This window comes from Hanamia caeni (genome assembly GCF_003721595.1).
Lineage (GTDB): Bacteria > Bacteroidota > Bacteroidia > Chitinophagales > Chitinophagaceae > Ginsengibacter > Ginsengibacter caeni.
Genome location: NZ_RJJR01000008.1, coordinates 212,944 through 229,555, shown reverse-complemented (window position 1 = coordinate 229,555; position 16,612 = coordinate 212,944). Strand labels below are relative to the sequence as shown.

Sequence of the window (16,612 nt, the reverse complement as noted above, 5' to 3'; positions counted from 1 at the left end):
GAAACCGATAACAAAATTTGAAGGCTAAATAGTAAAATTTCCATACCAAATCAAGCAAAATCAAACAATACCTATTTTCTAATCAAGCATTCATAAAACAAGTAATCTTTATGCAAAATAGGAATTATTTTCAATAAAGCAACCGATTGCATAATTTTTTTTTTGAAGTTGTTTTACATTTGCTATCCAAACCCCACAAAATTTGAAACCTGAAAAAGAAGTAACCATTTACGATATTGCGAAGAAGTTAAACATTTCGCCTACTACCGTTAGCCGTGCGCTCAATGAAAAAACTGTTGTTAACAGCAACACGCGGAAGAAGGTGCTGAATCTTGCTGAAAGCCTTGGCTACAGGCACAATTTGTTTGCCAGCAGCTTAAGATTGCGGAAAACTAATACTATCGGAGTAATACTTCATGAGCTGAACAGCTATTTTATCACATCTGTGCTGGCTGGCATTGAAAAAATTGTTACAGCAGAAAAATATAACCTAATCATTGCCCACTCCGCAGAAAATGCTGAAATAGAAATTGCCAATGCCAGTAACCTTTTTCATAAAAGAGTGGATGGCGTGATTGCTTCGCTCTCTTTTGATACGAAGGATTTATCGCATTTTAAACAGTTTCAGGATAAAAAAATTCCAACTGTGTTTTTTGATCGTGTTTTTGAAAATAGTGAAGGAGCAAAAATAATTATCAATAATTTCCAGGCGGGCTATGATGCCACGGCCCATCTTATTGATCAGGGATGCAAACGTATTGCGCTCATAACTTCAAACCTCAAAAGAAATGTTTATTCGGAAAGGATGCGGGGTTATAAACAAGCTCTGTTAGACAATAAAATGAAAGTTGATGATAAGCTTGTTATCGTTGACGGACTGAAGGAAGAAGACGCAATCAGGTCTTCCAACCGCGTTTTAGCTATGAAACCTATGCCTGATGGCATTTTTATTACCAATGATTTTTGTGCATCCATTGTAATGCAAACGCTGAAAGAAAAAGGCCTGCGCGTGCCCCAGGATGTAGCCATAGTGGGTTTTAACAATGATATCATCGGCAAAGTGGTAAGCCCTAAGCTGACTACCGTTGATTACCCGGGCTTTGAAATGGGCAAAATTGCAGCCCGAACATTGATTGATCATTTGAAAGGTTTATGGAACATGAATGTAACCAGCACTATGGTCATTAAATCTGAACTCATAATCAGAGAATCATCCTTAAAAAAAGGGAAAAAGCCGTAAGACGGCTTTCGCTTATTTCGCGTCAAAAACAAAAATCAGGATTATTTGTTTGTTTACTCACCAAAATTTTATTGAATCGATTCTGTCAGTTTTGCGCAAGCTATCTTTAAGGCTACCAACATTTAAAAATCCGCAATGAATCATCATTAACCGCGACAAGAATTAATTTTTCCTTCTTATTGTTTGAAATTATCTTCATATCCTTTACATCGCCATCTATTTTGAAACCAATTATTGAAGGAGAAATGAATTGAAATTCTTTATTGGTTTTTCCCTTCAGGAAGCAACCATAAAAAGCATCATATCGGCCCACTGCTACATCATTTTGATATTCATTTCCCGCCAGCAAAATATCTTTAATCCCATCGCCATCCATGTCTGCACAAACAATCGCGTTCACCGGCGCAAACTGAGCTTCCATCGGGAGTACATGCATTTCAAATTTCCCATTGCCTTTATTTTCCAGCCAGCAACTACGGGTTTCATCACAAGTTAAAATCTGCAAATTTTTGCTGTCTGTAAAAATTTCATCCGGCGTTGCTTTTGCATAATCTTTGTTCGAGGAAAATTTCTTTTTTACTGCAGGAATATTGGCAGCAAGTTTCTCAAGACTTATGGATGGATATAATTTTCTATCCCCATTTTCATCTTTGATATAATAAAATAAAACGGGGTCAATTTTTCCATTATTATCAATATCATCTGCATATAATTTCATGGGATATTTTGCAGAAGCATTGTAATTATTATTCAATCCTAAATTTCCTGCAATAAAATCCACATCGCCATCATCATCTACATCGGTTGCGATAAGACATCGCCATAAACCATTCATATTCTGCAAACCAGTAGATGAAGTAATTTCTGAAAATTTTGTTCCGTTATTTTTAAAAAAACGTATCGGCATATATTCTCCTGCAATCACTAAATCCGGATGTTTGTCATTGTCAAAATCCACCCATTGCGCAGCCGTAATCATTCCGGCTTTCGACAATTCAGGACAAACTTTATTGGTAACATCTGTAAAAATTCCTTTGTTGTTTTGCAACAAAAAACTTTGCGGAGACAAAGGAAATTTTTTCGACACGCGGCCACCAATAAAAATATCCGTTTGTCCATCACCGTTATAGTCGGCTACTGCCACGCAACCTGCAATAGTTCTGACATTTGCGGGAATAGCATTTGGACTTAAAGTAAAATCGCCCCTGCCGTCATTCAGGTATAAGCGCGGCTGATAATATTGCGAAGTATCGTTGAATCGCATATCGCCATAAGTAACTAATAAATCCAAATCGCCATCTCCATCCGCATCAAATAACGCGCTGCCTTCGTCTTCTTCAAAAGGCGAACCGATGGTGAAATTTTTTCCTGAAAAATTTCCATTATTTTCCTGCGTAAAAATCTTTGGTAAAGAATTAAATCCTGCACCTACATAAAAATCAGTTTTGCCATCATTATTGATATCGCCTGTTGAGATGAACGGACCTGACTGCGAATATTTTTGTGGCAACAAAGGCTGCTCTTCAAAATCATTAAACGGAACTTCAATATGTTTGTACAGGGCGTTTATAGAATCCGTAACATCATGAAAAATTTGTTGATTGATATTGGACATAGAAGGCCGCCAATTTTCTATTGCGTTTTTTTGAAACAAAATGTATGTTGAATCTGAATTGAGATTTTGCAAAATTTGTTTCTTATCATTTGGCCAGACAACAACAACGGAATCAATTATTTTATTTTTTCCGGTTCCAAATAAAAGTTTTGTATCAACAGAAGATAAATAACCGCGCACCGGATATTCTTCCTGCACTTGTTTTGCGCCATTCGAATAGACAAATATTTTTGTGCCAAAGCCTTTTGTATTTAAGCTATAGCCGTTTAGTATAAAACCTATGCTATGGTTGGTTTTTGGCTTGCCGGGTTTATTTTCATTGTTGATTAAAATGAATGCTTTTTGATTGATATTATTGACTACCAAATCAATGTCGCCATCATTATCGAGGTCAACATAAGCAGCGCCCGTAGATAAAGATTTTTCTTTAATGCCTGAAGAATCAGTGATGTTGGAAAAAGTGTAATTGCCATTATTGAGATACATATAATTTGGCAATTCTACATTGCCAAGCGACGCCATTTTATCATTGAGCATTTTTTTTGATTCTTCTTCTGATGCTGCATTGCGCGCGGTTTTGCTAAAGTCGATAAAATCAGCATTGATAAAATCCCTGCCGATGCCGTTGGTAATATGCAAATCTTTAAAACCATCATTATTAAAATCAGCAAACAAAATGCTCCAGCTCCAGTCTGTTTCGCTGATACCGGCGAGCTGCCCTATCTCGCTAAAAAAAGGGATAGAAGTATCGCCGCTATAATAATTGCCATTATTTAATTGCAAAACATTTCGCGAAAACTCCGGTGAATAACCCATATTTCTTTCCTGCTGATACCTGTCGTAATTCATGAAAGAATAGATTTGTTTTTTACGGAAATTATCTTCCGGCATCATATCTACTGTTGCAAAATCAATGTTTCCGTCATTGTTCATGTCCGCTGCATCAATGCCCATGCTGCTGTAGCTCTGGTGTTTTGTCGAACGGTCAAGCATATTCGAAAATGTGCCGTTCTTATTGTTCAGCCAAAAATCATCATTGGAAACAAAATCATTGCTCACATAAATATCAGGCCAGCCATCCATATTAAAATCCGAGACAGAAACACCTAAACCATAACCATCTTCTTTGATACCGGCTTCCTTTGAAACCTCTGTAAACACAGGATGTTTCAATCCAATTTTGTTCCCATCATTTCTATACAACTTATCGTTAGCGGGTGAATTTCCCGAAAGGTTTTTTGGAAAAAGATAGTTGGCAGAATAGGAAGCATTCAACATGTAATTGCACAAGTACATATCGAGGTCGCCATCTTTGTCATAATCAAAAAAAACCGCCTGTGTGGAATAGCTCGTATCAGCGAGGCCATATTCTGCAGCTTCTTCTTTGAAGGTATTATTGTGTTGATTGATGAACAACAAATTGTGCGAACGCCTGCCTGATGAGTCTCCGTATGTGCAGAGATATATATCATCATATCCATCGTTATTGATATCGACTATACTAACGCCGGAAATCCAGTCAGTGGTTGTAAGCCCTGCGGATTTTGTAATATCTTCAAATTGATTATTTCCTTTATTTAAATACAACCTGCTGCTGACCTGGTTTCCGCAAAAGAAAATATCTTTTAGTCCATCATTGTTTACATCAAGAATGCCAACGCCGCCACCCATGTAGCCAAACTCGTTCAGCGCACCGCCTTTTAATTTTGTTTCATCGATATTATTCGAAAAATCAACGCCCGATTCTTTTGCAGATAGAAAATAGAACAGTTGATTTTTATTTTTCTCTTTACATCCAAATGCGATGAAACAAATGCAGTAAACCAACAAATAAACAAGATTTTTATTTTGCATAATTGTGTAATTAGAAAATATTTTCTAATTTTTAATGCGATCGCCCATCACCCCTGTCATTATAAATCATTTCATCCAGGTTATTCACGGGCCTTTCCAGTTCATATGGAATCGGCATTTTACTGAATTGCTGAAAATACAAGGTGCACGCGTCTTTCCATAAAATCGCATTTACGCATTGAATGCGCAGTTTACGCTGCACTTCCATGAAACGCGTGCTGTCCACATACGGTCCAGCTTTGTCCCAAACTTTTTGAAACTCACGAACCTGGTTTACGCCTTCCTCATAATGATAACATAAATCATCCCATAAAGTGCGTCCGTTTTTCATCTTGTAATCCCACGGCAAATGATGAAACCACAACAAATATTTTTCCGGACAGGTAGCTACATTATTGAATTGTGAAGCCAATGGTTCATGATATTGGCTCACGGCGTCACTGCCTTTTGTTGTCCGGTCAAAGCCAATTCCGTCAGCGCCCGCATGATGGTAATAAGGCGGTGTCCACTCTGGTCGCATTCCTTTTGGCGCCCACCAGGGACCAGGGCCATAATGTCCATTGGCAGACATAATGTGATGCAAGCCAAGTGGTGTCATAAAATTTACTGCCGCTTCCCGGCTCTCCATCATCATTTTTTTTACAGGTGCAAGAAAATTTTTATTCCAGTCAGCAGTATAATTTTTATCACCTGATTTTTGAGAAGAATCATTATAAAAAGTAAGCTTTATCCATTCGTCGGCAATCTGTTCACTATTCAAAGTATTATTCCACGCTAATCTTCCGAATGCATACCAATTGGCCTGGTTGAATTGGTGGCCATTCCAATTGGTGTCCAGGCCGACATTGGAAACTCCGGCAATTGCTGTATATTTCTGCGGATAAATACTACCATCTGTGCAACGCGCAACTGTGCTGCCTTTACCCTGTTGATACGTATCACTTTTCAAACATTCTTCCCACATGGTTGATAAAAACACTAGGTAATTTGCATGGCCCAGATATTCCATGGTGATTTGGAATTCCGGCATCACAGAAGTTTTTTTCATTGCACCAAACAAAGGGCTGAATGGTTCGCGTGGCTGAAAATCTATCGGTCCATTTTTTACCTGGATGATTACATTATCCCGAAACTTTCCATCGAGAGGCATAAATTCATCGTAGGCTTGTTTGGCGCGGTCTTCATTATTTGAAGAATATACAAAAGCGCGCCACATCACAATTCCACCATACGGCTTCAATGCATCAGCAAGCATGTTAGCGCCATCTGCGTGGCTGCGTCCATAATTCTGTGGGCCAGGTTGCCCTTCGCTGCTGGCTTTCACAAGAAAGCCGCCGAAATCCGGAATCAAACTATAAATTTCTTTCACTTTTTCTTTCCACCATTCGATTACTTCTTTATCAAGAGGGTCTGCAGTGTTTAATTTTCCCAATGTGGATGGCGATGCAAAGTTTACGGCCAGGTAAACTTTAATTCCATAAGGCCTCAACACATTCGCAATCTCTTTTGTACGATTCAAATAATCAGCGCTCAATATTAATGGCGATGCATTCACATTATCCAGCACAGAAGCATTGATACCAATTGATGCATTGGCACGTGCATATTCCTGCCAAAGTTTTTTATCAGTATTAGTAACCGTGAAAGGGTCATTTTTTCTCCAGAAAATTGAGTTGCCTGCGTAGCCACGTTCTACGGTTCCATTCAGATTATCCCAATGGTCAAGGATGCGCACTTCATAAGAAGGATTAAAAATCTCATTATTTATTGGTTCGCTGGTTTGCTGCCGACGAAGCAACTCATACACACCATATAAAATCCCGGCATCTGTATTGGCCTGCACCGAATTTTTCCCAAGCCGGAAACCATCTTTTTTTAAAGCTTTATCTTTTTTAATAGTGAGCGTAACAGAAGCGTTGTTATCGCCTTGCCATCTATCTAAAAGTTCCTGTTTGGCAATGGATAATGTTGGAGAATTTTGTTTGCAAATGACGTTTACAGGATTTGCTTTTACAGGGCGGAGCCAGAGCTCGTGGCCGTTTTGCGCATTTACAAATACAATTGAAAAAAGAAAAATTATGCTGGCGATTATTGATTTCATTTCAGGAATTTCGTTATTAAATTATTTTTTGTTTATACTCACTTTTATCTGCGTAAATGAATGCGGAGGAAAAGTAAATGACAATTTATCCGCGCTTGTTTTTACATCTTTTGTTACCGGAACATACTGATTTCTTTTGTCATAAGCAAAGGGCGCCTTCAGGTCGTCACTGTTAATAATACTGGCTTCTGCTTTGCCGGAAAAATTTGATCCGTTGCTTTCAATATCTGTTGCAATTGCTTTATCCTTATTACGATTTATCACATTAAAAAAAACGGTGTTTGTTTCTTTTGAATAAACCGTAGTTACATCAAGATAAGGAATACCTCTGAATTGCGCGGTACCAAATGTATCGCAGGCAACATAAGTATCTACCGAAGCGCCCAAACAATTATTTGAAAACGCTTTGAATGTATAAAATACCGGCGATTTAAACGTGCCGTTTTTAGGGTCGCTTGAGAGCAACGAAGTAAGCATGGTAAAGTTGGCCATTTTGACTACATCCGCGTGACGAATGAAAGAATTCAAGCATTGTGCAATCGGTAATACCGACATAAAGCTTCTTGCAAAAGCGCCCCATTCATCAACAGAAAGGTAGATGGGATGTTTGAAATTATTTTTTGTTTCGGCAATTTCAATCTGGTTGGCAACAGTTTTTATTTTGTTATCAAAATCCATTGCGCCATCGCCCATATAAGCGTAGTAATTATCGGGCGAACCGCCTTCCCAATAACGATGAATAGAAAGATAACTGATTTTATCGCCAATGCCATTCAAAACAGTTCTGTTCCAATGAAGCCAGTCGCCGGAATAATAAGAAGAACCGGAACCAACAAATTTGATGGTCGGGTCAACAGCAATCATGGCTTTTGCAGCTTCCCTTGCAGTTTCCACATAATTTTCTGCAGTCTTGTGGCCAAGTTCCCACGGCAAGCCATCCACTTCATTTCCCAAATCCCAAATCTTAACACCATAAGGTTGAGGATGGCCATTCTTTGCACGTAAATCTGAATAATAAGTGCCTCCTTTATAATTGCAATATTCAACCAAATAAGCAGCATCTAAAATAGTTCCAAGGCCAAGATTGACGGCTAAAATATTTTCACTGCCGATTGATTTGTTCAATTTCATCCATTCATCCGTACCCACGTGATTGTTGTCAATGCCGCCCCAGGCCAGGTTTATACGCGTGGGGCGCTGGTCCTTAGGGCCGATTCCATCTTTCCAATCATAACCCATTAAAAAGTTTCCACCCGGCCACCGCATATTGGTAATCTTCAATTCTTTCATCGCATCGATGTAATCTTTGCGAAAGCCGTCTGCATCGGCGAGCGGCGAAGACGGGTCGTATAAATTTCCATAAAGCGTGTTGAAATCCACTGAATCCGGCAAGCCCATTCTTCTTCCGTTAAAATGAATCGGCTCCATAAAAACGCCATAAATTTTTGGGTCGATGTCGCTGATCTTTCTGTTAACATCAATTTTGATAGTTGCATTTTGAGCAAACAATGACAAGGGCAAAAACGATAATAGCGTAAAGAATAATTTTTTCATCGTGATTGTTTTTTGTTGTAAAATGATTTTGTTTATTCAAACTTTATCCAATCCACTTCAACATTGGAATTTGTTTTTAGTGAAACAATAAGATTGTGAATTCCGGATTTGAATGACTTTAAAGGCACTTTAAATTCTTTCCAATCAGGTGTTTTCGGAATTTCGATTGTTGCGACCGGAGAATTATTTGCATTGTCCAAATGAATTTCCAAAGCGCCGCCTGTTGATGACATTGCTTTTACAACAACAGACTTTATTTTTTTCGTTCCAAAATCCACTGTGTTATATTGAATCGACGAATTGGCTTTTGTGAAAATCGTTTTCCATCCCTCAAACCTGTTGGTAGTATCAATAAAATCCACGCTTACGCCATCGTTGGATTTAGCACTGTATCTGTCAATTTGAATTTTTGAAGTTGCATGGGTTACACCAATACCGCGTAAAGTCGGAATCACTTTTTTTATCGTTCCGTCTTCATTAAAAAATAAACTGTCAGCCCTTACAGAACGCGCTTTATCAAAGTTTGGAGAAAGGTCGTTATAGTGGTAAAACAAATACCATTGATTTTTAATTTGCGTAATCGATTGATGATTGGTCCAGCAGTCGGGCCTTTCATCCATGATCACGCCGGTAACTTTGAACGGCCCGAGCGGATTGTCGCTAACCGCATATTCCAGTTGTTCTGTTTTGTCGGCAACATGCGGATAGGTCATGTAATATTTACCATTGCGCTCAAATAAAAACGGGCCTTCTTTCAAACCTTTTCCTGTTGGCAAACCCTGCATGATGGCTGGTTTACCATCCAATTCCACCATGTTATCTTTTAATTTCGCTCCATAAATATTTCCTAATGCAAAATATAAATATGCCTGTCCGTTTTTATCAATAAAAACATTGGGATCAATTCCATGAACTCCTTTTATCGGCTCAGCCTGCGGAATAAAAGGCCCGGAAGGTTTATCGGCTATCGCAACTCCAATCGCAAAGCCTCTGCCATAACTTGAATCTTTGGGCGCAGCCGGAAAATAAAAATAATATTTTCCATTTCGTTCAATGCAATCCGGCGCCCACATGCTGTAGGCATCAGGTTTCGTCCAGGGAACTGACGTTTGCGTTACCACGATGCCATCATCTTTCCAATCGGTTAAATTTTTCGACGCAAACACGTGATAGTCTTCCATGCAAAACCAACCGGGACGGCCATGACCGGGCGTTGCCAGAATATCATGCGACGGATATAAATAGACGCTATCGCCAAAAACTCTTGCTGTAGGATCTGCAGAATACATATTGGTGATGAGCGGATTTTGGGCAAATGAATTTGCTGCTAATCCAATTAAACAGGAAAGAAAAAAATACTTTTTTTTAAAATTCATGCTGTTGTTTTTATGAATGATTTCTAAACTCCTTTGAATACAAAATCCTTTTCATCAATATTTGTTCGTTTACTGCAAAAACATTTAGTACCTATTATTGTTTACTTGGCATCCGCCAGCGCACTTGCGGCATTTGCTAAAAAAATATAATCGGCGCAACCGCCCACCGTTACTTCATTCTCGCCCCAGAAAAATGGCCAGTCTTCTTTATTCTCTAAAAAATCAGGCTTGATCAATAAAACACCGGGCACAATTCCACCGGCGATAAAACTGAAGTTTGCGCGATTGTTTCCGTAAGTGATCTTCTTCGATTTTGTTCCGACAGAACTGACAAATGAAATGTTGGAATAAGGATGGCAGCCGAAAATATAATTCAATCCTTTGTACACATATTCCGGCCCGATGATATCCGGATAAAATTTGTCCGCGTAATAATTCGCGGTGGCAAAACTTACTACGTTGCCGCTGCCGCCCCAGCCGCCTTCGGCAATGGGCACGCCGTAAGGATTTTGTTTCGCATAATCATCACAAATCGCTTTATACTTTACCACATACCCGCGCAATTTATTTTTATAATCTTCATCCATAAAAGGAATTGCCTGCAATGCAGTTTTTATCGCGCCTCCGCCATACCTGCTGCCGCTCATATTTTTTAGTGATTGCCAGATGGCTTCTTTAAATACATCGGCATATTGTTTATCGTGTGTGGTGATGTATAACTGCAGCGCCGCATTTATTTTTAATGCACTTCCGAACATTCTTGCAAATCTTGAAGTGTCTTTTTTGGTGATGCTGTCATCTTCATTCCACAATTGTTTTGCATAAAATAAACTTTGTTGCGATAAAGTATCATCGAACCCTTTTAACGCACGGCTTGATGCAGCCAAAGCAGCGGCGGTGTAATAATCAAGGAAAGTTGTTCTTTCGGTGAATGCCCAGCGATCATCCAAAGTGCCGCTGCGATTGCCTTTTACTTCATAAGGTTTTAAAGTTGAATCATACAGCAGGTTGTCGGTTTCATTCACCGCATCGCCCAGGTGATGATATTGATGCAGATGCGGAACAACGATTCCTCTTACAGGATGGCCAATATTTTTTACCTGCGCCACCACATTTAAAGTGCCATGTTGAATCTGTTGCAACAAATCAGGCTTGCCATCGGGGCGATGAATATCGACATAGCGCGTTGCGTAATCCACAAAAGTTTCATCGCGTGTTGGTTTAAATTTTTCCCATGTATCTACCAAAGCCAGCAGCACATTACAATGCGAGCCGGTTTGAATATCAAAATCGCCGGCATCAAACCATCCGCCCATAGCCATGCCGGGAATTCGCTCGAGCGGTTTGTATTTTGTTTGGGTTGACGGCCCCATACTGTAACCATCAAAATGTTGAATATTGGTGGGCGCCTGCAGCGCATCATCGAGGAACGGCGCGCCATGCCATACACGATACGCTTCATTCACTTCCATGTGGTCCATCTGCACCGGGAACCAAACATCCAAAGTGGGATGCCAGGTATTATCGTAGATATTTGAAGCAATGGAAAATGTATTTGTTTTTTGATTGCCGTATTGAATAAAATACAAGCCTGGTTCTTTGACTGAACTGAAATCAAATTTTGCATAATTGTATCGAAAATATCTTCCCCAAACTTTTACATCACCTTTTAATTTCAAAACATTTTTTCCATCGGGCATCACCTGGAAAAGTGATGCAGTTTTTAAAGGTGTATCATTTTTATCCAACTCAATCACGGCAACTTTTTCCTGCGAAGGATTGTAGCCCACTTGAGAAAAACCAATGTTCGGTTTGCGCTTCCAACCGGGAATGGCATTGGGTTCAACATACCATGATAAAACTTTTCCTGTTTTATTTGCAGGCAATAAACTACGGACAATGAACCAACCGTTTTGTGCCAGATTCCGGCCATCAAACAACATCAAATCTTCACCCGCTGTTTCCGAAACAATCTTCACTTTACGTTCGGCGTCCTCCGGAGCCAGAACCAATGTTTTGCCCGAAGCGATTGGTGAAGGCACAATAAATTCGCCGCGGCCCCTGTCGTCAAAAGTTGTATGGCCGGCGAATTGAGGAATCTTTTTACTGATAGGTTCTATACTCGTTTTGCTGCTGGGATATAATGGAAAATTTCCGGGCTTTCCATCGGCGAAATACGATTTTTCAAAATATGCGGAAGGAAGAAATTCAAGATTGAAACCTGCATTGCCTACTAATTTTTCCGGCAAAGGTTTATCGAGATACACAGATATTTCAACGCCTTTATCTTTTGCCGTAACCACCACGCGTGAATTAAAATCATATTCTTCATAGCGCAACCCAACTTCTATGCTGTTATTTTTTTTATCAACTTTCCTGCTGATCGTTTTTGGAATCAGATCCCATTGCTCAGGCGTATTTTGAAGACGTACCGCGCCGCCTGTAGCGGTTCTTACGCCGTGATGAATCAACTCAATGGCTGATGTTTTTTCATCAAAGAACATACCGCTGTAATCATAATTAAACACCAGCACATTCACGCCGGGCTCTGCAAAATAGCCGGAATCATTTATCCGTAATTGTTGTGCCGATGTTTGCAACGAAACAAAGGCCCCAAATAAAATTAATGGCGTTACTAAAAATAATTTCTTTAAGATGGAATTGAATTGCATAATATCCGGTTTTATTAAGAAGTGATTTTTATAAATAATTATTGAACCCTGAACCAATCAAAATCTACATAACCACCTTCCTGTTTTGTAGCATAATTGAAAAGGCAGAATTTATTTCCTGTGAATATTTTTAAACTGAACCGCATCATCAAATCTTCTCCGATGGATTTAAAATTTTTGTTGTCGGTGTTGTATTCAAAACTGGCTTTGCCCGTCGCGTTGGAAGCAAGTGTACGCAGATAAATGATGGAAGCATCGATGGCAACGGAATCAATAACTTTTCCATTGTTCACCATCAAAATAAAATTTCTTCCTTTTTGTTGCTTTACTGCAATGAAAGCATACGGGTCCTGGAAAACAGCAAGTCCTGCGATGTCGCCATCTTTCATTTTGCTGACATCCATTTTTGTGGTTGCGATAGTTGGTATGGTTTGGTCGCGCTTTGCAAAAGGCCTTTGCGTAAGCGTATTGCGCGCCATTCTAAAATCTGATGTGATAGTAGCTGTTTTCAATCTTAAATAACCACGGTTTTCGGTGAGTGACCATTTGGTATCATCCGGGTTATGATTCCAGCCCCATTGCATTCCCAATTTCTTTTCATTAAATTCATCTGAAGTGGGAAGATTGGTAACCTTATAACTCTTGCCAACATCGGGTTTTTTGTAAGTGGTCACAGCTTTCCCATTTACGCCAATCATTGGCCAGCCGTCTTTCCAGGCCACAGGTTGTAGAGAAGGAAACCTTCCAAACGGCCCGCTGTCCACAAATAATATCGTCCACCATTCACCGGTTTGTGTTTGAATTAATGCGCCCTGGTGGATGCCATAATTGATTCCTCTTGTGGTATCATAAATCAAAAGTTTTTGTTCGTATGGACCATAAATATTTTTAGAACGAAGCGCCACCTGCATTCCATCTCTTCCGCCATACGTGCAATACAAATAATAATACCCGTTGATTTTATACACATGAGTTCCCTCAAGTCCTTTACGAATATCTCCGGTATAAACCAGCGAATCCGGCCCAACGGCAACAAGACTGTCGTTCACTTCGGTGATAGAAATTTTGTTGTAACCCTGTGCGACATATACTTTACCATCATCATCAAAAAATAATCCCGGGTCATAAAAACCTTTCGGTAAATGCGTAATATGCCATGGACCTTCCGCCTTATCCGCAGTCAGCATAAAACCACCTTCATTCAAAGTAATAAAGAGTAAATAAAATTTTCCGTTATGATATTTTATGCTCGTTGCCCATTGTCCATGGCCATAACGATTGCAACTATCAAGGTCATAACATTTGCTGAAATCAAATCTTGGGACCGCATTGCTGCAATATTCCCAGTTCACCAAATCATGCGATTTTAAAATAGTAACGCCCGGAAAAATAAACATGGTGGTTGTAACCATGTAATACGTATCGCCAACACGAATCACATCCGGGTCCGGAAAATCCGCAGAGATTAATGGATTAGTGTAAGTGCCATTGCCGTTATCGCTGTGTACATTTTTTGATGATGGCACTATTACTTTTTGAGACAATGCAGGAATTGAATACAAAAAAAGGAACAGGATTGACCCAATCGTTAATTTCATATTAAGCATGGTTGTGAGTTATTGCATTTAAAAAGACTGCGTTTATTTTTTACTATTGAATCATTTCTAAAATGATACAATTTATCAGAGTTTAATTTCAGAGTTTAATTACCACTTTCCCGCCATTATAATTCACCACTTTATCAGGTGCTTCAGCGATGTTTGTTCCTGTTGCTTTATTGTTTGCTACAAGTACAATATTGAATTTCCTTTCAGTAAGCATCCCGGGAAATGAACCGTTCCTGTCACCGATATTTAGCGTTTTCTTTTTATTATTCCAATTAAAATCAATCGTGGAATAAACCCCTTTTTCATAATTATAATTATCGTTTTGGTCTTCATACAAAACAAAATTTCCATCTGCGCCAGGATAAATTCGTATTTCCAGGTTTTCCCATTTCTTTTCTTCGGCATATTGAACCACCGGGCCGAAAGGCAGGATAGAACCTGCTTTCACATATAATGGAATAATATCAAAAGGAGTTTCTTTGTTTATTTTTTTACCCCCGGAAAATTTTTCGCCGGTCCAGAAGTCATACCAATCCGTTCCGGCGGGCAAATACACTTCTGTCGTTTTTATAGTATTGAAGTCTTCGGTTGCTACTGCATTTCTGCCCTCCCCTGTCTTTTTTATATACATTGGTTCTGTTACAGGATTAACGAGCAGCGATTTTCCGAACATGTATTCATCGTTAATATCCAGGGCATTTTTATCGTTCGGAAAATCCATCACCAGGGCACGCATCATGCTCGAATGGTTATGCGTAACTGCCCAGGAAGTGGAGTAGATGTAGGGTAACAGCCGGTAACGCAGTTTGATGAACTTATCTATAGCATCAAAATCTCTGTCGCCCTTCTTGCCAAACTGGTAAATTTCACGTGGTGCGTCGGTACCGTGAGAACGCATCATTGGAATGAATGTCCCAAACTCCAACCAGCGCACATACAATTCGCGATATTCGGGGTCTTCTAATCTTTTAGGAAAACGGGTGAGAAAAAATCCGCCGATATCGCAGTTCCAGTAGGGAATAGCAGTAAGTGAAAAATTCAATCCCGCAGAAATCTGGTCTCTCAATGCCTTCCATGATGCGGTCACATCTCCTGACCAGGTATTCGCCCCATATCGCTGCTGCCCTGCAAATGCAGAGCGGGTAAGAATAAATATTCTTTTGCTCGAATCCACCGCACGTTGATGCTTGAATAAACCACCTACCGTCATTAAAGGAAAAGCATTCCGGACTTTTCTGAAAGAACCCAGGTAAGTTTTTTCGTCAAAGTCAGAAGGTTTAAAATCAAGATGGTCTGGCTCGGATGAATCCATCCACCAGGCATCAATACCGAATGCCTTAAGCTTCTTCAAATATTTCCAGTAAATATCGCGGGCTACAGGGTTATATGCGTCATATACTCTTACACCGGAAGGATAATCGAGGCGGGGAGGCCATAGTCCGGAACCAGATAGCGGCCATGTCTTAAAACTCATTAGTGCGCCTATACTATCAAGTTCCCTGTATTGTTTTGTTTTGGGGCCAAAAGAATTCCATATTGAAATCGCCAGGTGAGCATTCAGGTTATGTATTTCGTTCACCATTCTTTGCGGGTCAGGATATTCGTCATTTAAAAAATCCATGGCATTCCAGAGATAATTATTTCCCCAATACTGCCAGTCCTGGATAATGCCATCAAGCGGAACGCCCAATTCACGGTACTTTTTAACTACACTCACTAACTCTTCCTGGCTTTTGTACCGTTCCTTACTTTGCCAGTAACCAAAGGTCCATAACGGAAACATAGGAACCTGGCCTGTGAGGCTGCGCATACCTGCAATAACACCATCTGCATTGCCACCATAGATAAAGTAATAATCTATACCATCGGCAACGTCTGATTTGAAAGAAGTGCTGTCCGGATTATCAGTAAATACAGTTGGCGAATAATTATCCCAAAACACTCCGTATCCTTTTGCTGATTGAAACAATGGAACATAATCATCTGTATTGCCCTGCACCATATGTAGGGTAACATTGCGCTGACTCATTTTACCTTGTTGCTGCTGTCCCAAACCATATATAGGTTCGTCTTTCTCTAATTGAAATGATTGGTTAACAGTAAAAGTATTACTGCCGGCATCATTAAAAGGAGTAAAATTGGCGCCACCTGATTTCTCCTTTAAAAGTGGGTTGCCAGATTTTGTGAAATAAGATAATACACCTGACTTAAGGTCCAGGTTTATATTTAAATTTTCGCTTTTCAGATTAAGCACATCACCCTTTTTCTTTACACTGAATGCTGTTCTTTGCGGAGATTCAATAACAGAAAGGCTTTCCTTTGAAAAGTTGTGGCCAACCGGATATTTTATGATTCTCACAATGGAGGGACCATAGAATTGAATTTCAATATTTGAAGAAGCGAGAGTTGCTTTAATTCCGGATTCGTTTTTTTGATAAGACTGCGCCTTGCTATTTAGAAAAAAACCGAGAGCCAGCAATAAAACAATTAAACTTTTTTTATTCATTCTTTATAATTTTTGGATATGGTTGACATTCATTGCCAGATGCAGTAAACCAACAAAAAACGTTGTTTTCTATTTTTCTTATCACCA

8 protein-coding genes are annotated in these 16,612 nt (G+C 39.5%); 1 reads left to right on the top strand and 7 read right to left on the bottom strand.

What is annotated here, in order from left to right; genetic code table 11:
* The first annotated feature begins 202 nt into the window (after window positions 1-202).
* The gene (locus EFY79_RS11300) at window positions 203-1,240 is read left to right on the top strand and encodes a LacI family DNA-binding transcriptional regulator (protein ID WP_123120808.1); all 1,038 of its coding nucleotides are present in this window, start codon (window positions 203-205) and stop codon (window positions 1,238-1,240) included.
* A gap of 112 nt (window positions 1,241-1,352) precedes the next feature.
* On the opposite strand, the gene EFY79_RS11295 is transcribed toward EFY79_RS11300, so the two are convergent.
* The 7 genes from EFY79_RS11295 to EFY79_RS11265 all read right to left on the bottom strand — a co-directional run bounded on the left by EFY79_RS11295 (window position 1,353) and on the right by EFY79_RS11265 (window position 16,525).
* Window positions 1,353-4,709, bottom strand: coding sequence for a VCBS repeat-containing protein (locus EFY79_RS11295; RefSeq protein WP_123120807.1), 3,357 nt, complete (start codon window positions 4,707-4,709; stop codon window positions 1,353-1,355).
* A 31-nt stretch (window positions 4,710-4,740) separates the two neighbouring features.
* Window positions 4,741-6,810: an alpha-glucuronidase gene (locus EFY79_RS11290; protein WP_123120806.1), complete on the bottom strand. Its 2,070-nt coding sequence runs from the start codon at window positions 6,808-6,810 to the stop codon at window positions 4,741-4,743.
* Between the two features lie 21 nt (window positions 6,811-6,831).
* Window positions 6,832-8,364: an alpha-L-arabinofuranosidase C-terminal domain-containing protein gene (locus EFY79_RS11285; protein WP_123120805.1), complete on the bottom strand. Its 1,533-nt coding sequence runs from the start codon at window positions 8,362-8,364 to the stop codon at window positions 6,832-6,834.
* 32 nt (window positions 8,365-8,396) lie between these two features.
* Window positions 8,397-9,740 (bottom strand): family 43 glycosylhydrolase, encoded by a 1,344-nt coding sequence (locus tag EFY79_RS11280; RefSeq protein ID WP_123120804.1) that lies wholly within the window; start codon window positions 9,738-9,740, stop codon window positions 8,397-8,399.
* Between the two features lie 101 nt (window positions 9,741-9,841).
* On the bottom strand, window positions 9,842-12,412 hold the full coding sequence (locus tag EFY79_RS11275; RefSeq protein WP_123120888.1) for a glycoside hydrolase family 9 protein: 2,571 nt from the start codon (window positions 12,410-12,412) through the stop codon (window positions 9,842-9,844).
* A 38-nt stretch (window positions 12,413-12,450) separates the two neighbouring features.
* Entirely contained in the window at window positions 12,451-14,010 is a 1,560-nt protein-coding gene (locus tag EFY79_RS11270; RefSeq protein ID WP_158605200.1) for a glycoside hydrolase family 43 protein, read from the bottom strand.
* Window positions 14,011-14,107: 97 nt separating this feature from the next.
* On the bottom strand, window positions 14,108-16,525 hold the full coding sequence (locus EFY79_RS11265) for a glycoside hydrolase family 31 protein (RefSeq protein WP_123120802.1): 2,418 nt from the start codon (window positions 16,523-16,525) through the stop codon (window positions 14,108-14,110).
* Window positions 16,526-16,612 lie beyond the last annotated feature (87 nt).